Here is a 4,002-nt window from a genome sequence, read left to right on the forward strand (position 1 = left end):
GCGTGGTGGGACGAGTTCACGCGCATCGAGCAGCTCCCGGGCGGCGGACTCCCCGGGCTCCCGGATGGCGTGTCCGTCGCGCCCGAGTACGCCGACGTGAGCGACGTCCTCGAGCGCAAGATCCGGGGCATTGCCCTGTACGAGAGCCAGATCGACCGGCTGTTCACAGACCCGAAGGCGATGGCCAACGCGGTCCGCAGCCACGCGACGCGGATCGCGGACCTGGGCCGTGTCCCGAACGGCGCCGCGGAGCGCTACTGGATCACGACGCCGGCATAGGGAATGAGGCGGGGACCACCACAGGTGTCCAGCTCGACGCTCGAGCCCCAGACTTGGCCCACGTTCTCCGTCCCTCGCTGACCGTTGCCGAGGCGGGTCGAGTTGAGCCATACAGCGTCACATGGCATCGCTGGTGGACGATAGCCCGACAATCGCCGTGACGCGCTCAGGTCGGGGGACCGCACCGCGTCCAGTCGGATCCGAAGTGGGGTGATCGACGTGGTCTACGGGATCGGCGGGATCTCCGTACCCGACCATGTTCGCGCTCGGTTGGCGCCGTGGTCGATGGCGGCGGCGCTCGGGCTCGGTGTCGCGCTTGCGGTGGCGCAGGTGTCACATCTCGTTCCATCCGCGCAGGACGCGCACGTCTACTACGCCGCAAAGCCAGGCTACCTGTACGCCGAGCGGTATGCCTTCGCCGAAGAACCGTTCACCTATTCGCCCGCCTTCGCCGATGTCCTAGCGCCGTTCCGCCTGCTTCCCGAACACTGGTTCATGGCGCTCTGGCAGGGCGGACTAATCGCGGTGCTGGTGGCGACGATCCGAGCCTGGGCGCTGCCCGTGCTGCTGATCGACGTGGCGTTCCTCCTCTCGGGTGTGCCCGTCTCCCTCGTGCTCGCAGACATCGCAATGGGCAACGTCCATGTCTTGCTCGGCGCGGCGGCCGTGGCGGGGCTCCGGCGTCCTGGGGTGTGGGCATTCGCGCTTCTCTCGAAGCTCACGCCCGGCGTTGGACTCCTGTGGTTTCTCGCGCGGCGCGAATGGCGCAACCTCGCCGTCGCTCTAGGTACCACCGGAACTGTGGCGCTGCTTTCGTTCGTCGTCATCCCTGGCGACTGGTTCGAGTGGGTGCGGTTCCTCGCTGGCGGAGAGGACTTTCCGCTGCCGGTAATCCCTGTCCCGCTGGCGGTCCGCCTCGCCATGAGCGCGGCCCTCCTGTGGTGGGGCGCGAGAGCGAACCACCCGTGGGTCGTGCCTGTTGCGGTGGGGTGGGCGATCCCGATCCCCTACCCTACGATGACGGCGACGATGGTCTGCGCGCTCGCGTACGCATCTGGTCGCACCCCTCGATCCCTTCGTACCTAGCGCCCCCTCTCGCGGCGGCATCGCGACATCCGACCCAGAACCCTCCAACTCGGAGTTTGATCACAAATAGGTGAGTCCTCACGAAATCGGGGCATCTCGACAACCTAGAGAGGCTCCCGCCACCATCATCGTCCCGAGTAGCGCCCGCCTCCTTGTCGATCCCGTCGGGGTCCTCGCCCGCCCGTCGGTCCGACTCTTCCTCGTCAGCGCGACGGTCCTGTTCGCCGAGCTCCTGCTCATCCGCTGGATCCCCGCGAACGTCATCTACGTTGGGTTCTTCCGCAACTTCCTTCTCATGGCGAGCTTCCTAGGCATCGGGGTCGGCATCCTGTGGGGACGCAATCCCAAGCGCATCGCGCTGCCGATCTTCGGCCCGCTCCTCCTGGCGGTGACCGTCCTCGTCATGACCGGACGCGTGAGCATCCAGCTTAAGTCGCCGGGCGAGATCTTCTTCGGGCTGAGCGAGAACGCCAAGGCAGCCGACGTGAACTTCCTCGTGCTGCCCGCGCTCGTGGCGTTGGCGGCGGTGCTCATGGCCAGTCTCGCCGTCCCGCTCGGCGGGCTGCTCAAGTCGATGCCGCCGCTCCGTGCCTACACCTTCGACATCGCAGGATCCATGGCCGGCATCGCCGCGTTCACGGTCCTCTGTGGGCTCGGCACTGGGCCGATCGCTTGGTTCCTTGTGCTCGGCGTGCTGCTCCTCCTTGGCGGGCTTGCCGCCGGCGTTCGGCGGGCATCGTTCATCACGGGCATGACGTTCGCCGTGACCGTTCTCGTTCTCCTGGTCACCGCGAGGCCGGGTCAGATCTGGTCCCCGTACTACCGAATCGATCAGTACCAGTCCGACGGAATCAACGCCATCGACGTCAACGGGATCCCCCACCAAGTCATGTGGCCCGTGGAAAAGGCCCTGGCTATCGCCATGTACGGACAGGTCTACAACTGGTTCCCGGACCGGACATTCAACAACGTGCTCATCGTCGGGGCGGGGTCAGGGACGGATGTTGCAGTCGCGCTGGCGAAGGGCGCGAGCCACGTGGACGCCGTGGAGATCGATCCGGCGATCCAGCAGATCGGCGCCGACAATCACCCCGATCACCCCTACGGCGACCCGCGGGTAACGCGTATCAACGACGACGGTCGGGCATTCATTCGCCGCACCCACGATACGTACGACCTGGTGGTCTTCGCGCTTCCCGACTCGCTGACGCTCGTGAGCACGTCGGCCAACCTGCGGCTGGAATCGTTCCTGTTCACCCGCGAGGCGTTCGGGGAGGTGCGCGACCGGCTGGCGCCCGGCGGCGTGTTCGTCCTCTACAACTACTATCGACAGGACTGGCTCCCGGCGAAGATCGGCGGAATGCTAAAGGAGTCCTTCGGGACGGCGCCCATCGCGCGCCTGTACGGCAAGGCGGCGGCGACGCTCGCGATCGGCCCCGGCATCGACGCGGTGAGCGGCCGGCCGCCCGGCGACCAGGTTGACGCAATCGACCTCTCGCACGCGCCGCAGGCCGCCACTGATGACTGGCCGTTCCTGTACCTCATCGAGCCGTACGTCGCGCCGTACTACCTCGGCGCGCTTGGGCTCATCCTCGCGTTCGCCGGGTTCATGGTCTGGCGGGCCGCGAAAGGCTCCGGGACGTCGCTCCGGCGGTTCAGCCCGCACTTCTTCCTGCTGGGCGTCGCGTTCCTGCTGCTCGAGACGCGGGCGCTGGTCACGTTCTCGCTGCTCTTCGGCTCGACGTGGATCGTGAACTCGCTCGTGTTCTTCGCGGTCCTCGCGAGCGTCTTGCTCGCGATCGCGATCAACTCCCGGTTCCGGATCCGGAACCCGGTGCCTCTCTACGGCGCGCTGCTCATGTCGATCGCCGTCGCCTGGCTCCTGCCACCCGCGTCGCTGCTCATCGAGCCCGCATGGCTGCGCTACGCGATCGCCGGCGTCCTCGCGTTCGCGCCTGTGTTCTTCGCGAACCTCGTGTTCAGCCACTCGTTCCGCGACACGTCGACGGCCGACATGGCGTTCGCGTCGAACCTGCTGGGCGCGATGGTCGGCGGCGCGATCGAGTACGTCGGGCTGATCACGGGGTATCAGGCGCTGCTGATCCTGGTGGCGGCGCTCTACGTCGGGGCCTGGCTTGCGGCCTCGAAGGTCCGTCTCCTCGCCGACGCCGATCTCGTGGACGACGCTACGGATGACCTGGGTCAGGGCCTCGCGAACAACGCCCCGGTCGCGTCCTCGTAGGTCCGGCGCCACCCCGCGCCGTCGAGGGTCGCGACCAGCGGTGCATCGGGCGCGACGATCACCGCATCCACGCTCAGCCCCTCGAGCTGTGCCACGGCCGCGTCGCCACCTTGCGCGATCACGCCGTAGAGGGTGAACACCGAGCCGGGGAACAGCTCGAACCGGGAGTCGACGAAGTAGCGCGCGTCCGGGGCCGCCCACTCGAGCCAGGACGCCCAGGTCTGCTGCGTGAACACGCGCCCGCCGGGGGCGGCATGCCTGAGCGCCTGCGCCAGCCCGGACGGCGCGTACGACAGCAGGCCCTGTCGCCCGGTCAGCGGGTCGGCGGGCCGCCACCAGGGAAGCGCGACGACGATGAGAGCCCCCAGCGCGATGGCCACGACCGCGTTCAGCCG

The 4,002-nt window shown here is 67.9% G+C and carries 4 protein-coding genes; 3 read left to right on the forward strand and 1 reads right to left on the reverse strand.

From position 1 onward, the window contains the following. From VGK32_02650 to VGK32_02660, 3 genes are all read left to right on the forward strand, one after another. The coding region (locus tag VGK32_02650; GenBank protein ID HEY3380636.1) for a hypothetical protein at positions 1 to 279 on the forward strand (279 nt) is incomplete at its 5' end. Positions 280 to 489: 210 nt separating this feature from the next. Then, positions 490 to 1,365 (forward strand): glycosyltransferase family 87 protein, encoded by an 876-nt coding sequence (locus VGK32_02655; GenBank protein ID HEY3380637.1) that lies wholly within the window; start codon positions 490 to 492, stop codon positions 1,363 to 1,365. 70 nt (positions 1,366 to 1,435) lie between these two features. After that, complete coding sequence (locus VGK32_02660; GenBank protein ID HEY3380638.1) at positions 1,436 to 3,607, forward strand: hypothetical protein; 2,172 nt, start codon at positions 1,436 to 1,438, stop codon at positions 3,605 to 3,607. Here the strand turns inward: VGK32_02660 and VGK32_02665 are convergent. Further along, positions 3,568 to 4,002 (reverse strand): hypothetical protein (locus VGK32_02665; protein HEY3380639.1); only part of this gene is annotated, 435 nt, incomplete at its 5' end. The genes VGK32_02660 and VGK32_02665 overlap by 40 nt on opposite strands.

It is taken from the genome of Vicinamibacterales bacterium (assembly GCA_036504215.1).
In the GTDB taxonomy this organism is placed as follows: domain Bacteria; phylum Acidobacteriota; class Vicinamibacteria; order Vicinamibacterales; family Fen-181; genus FEN-299.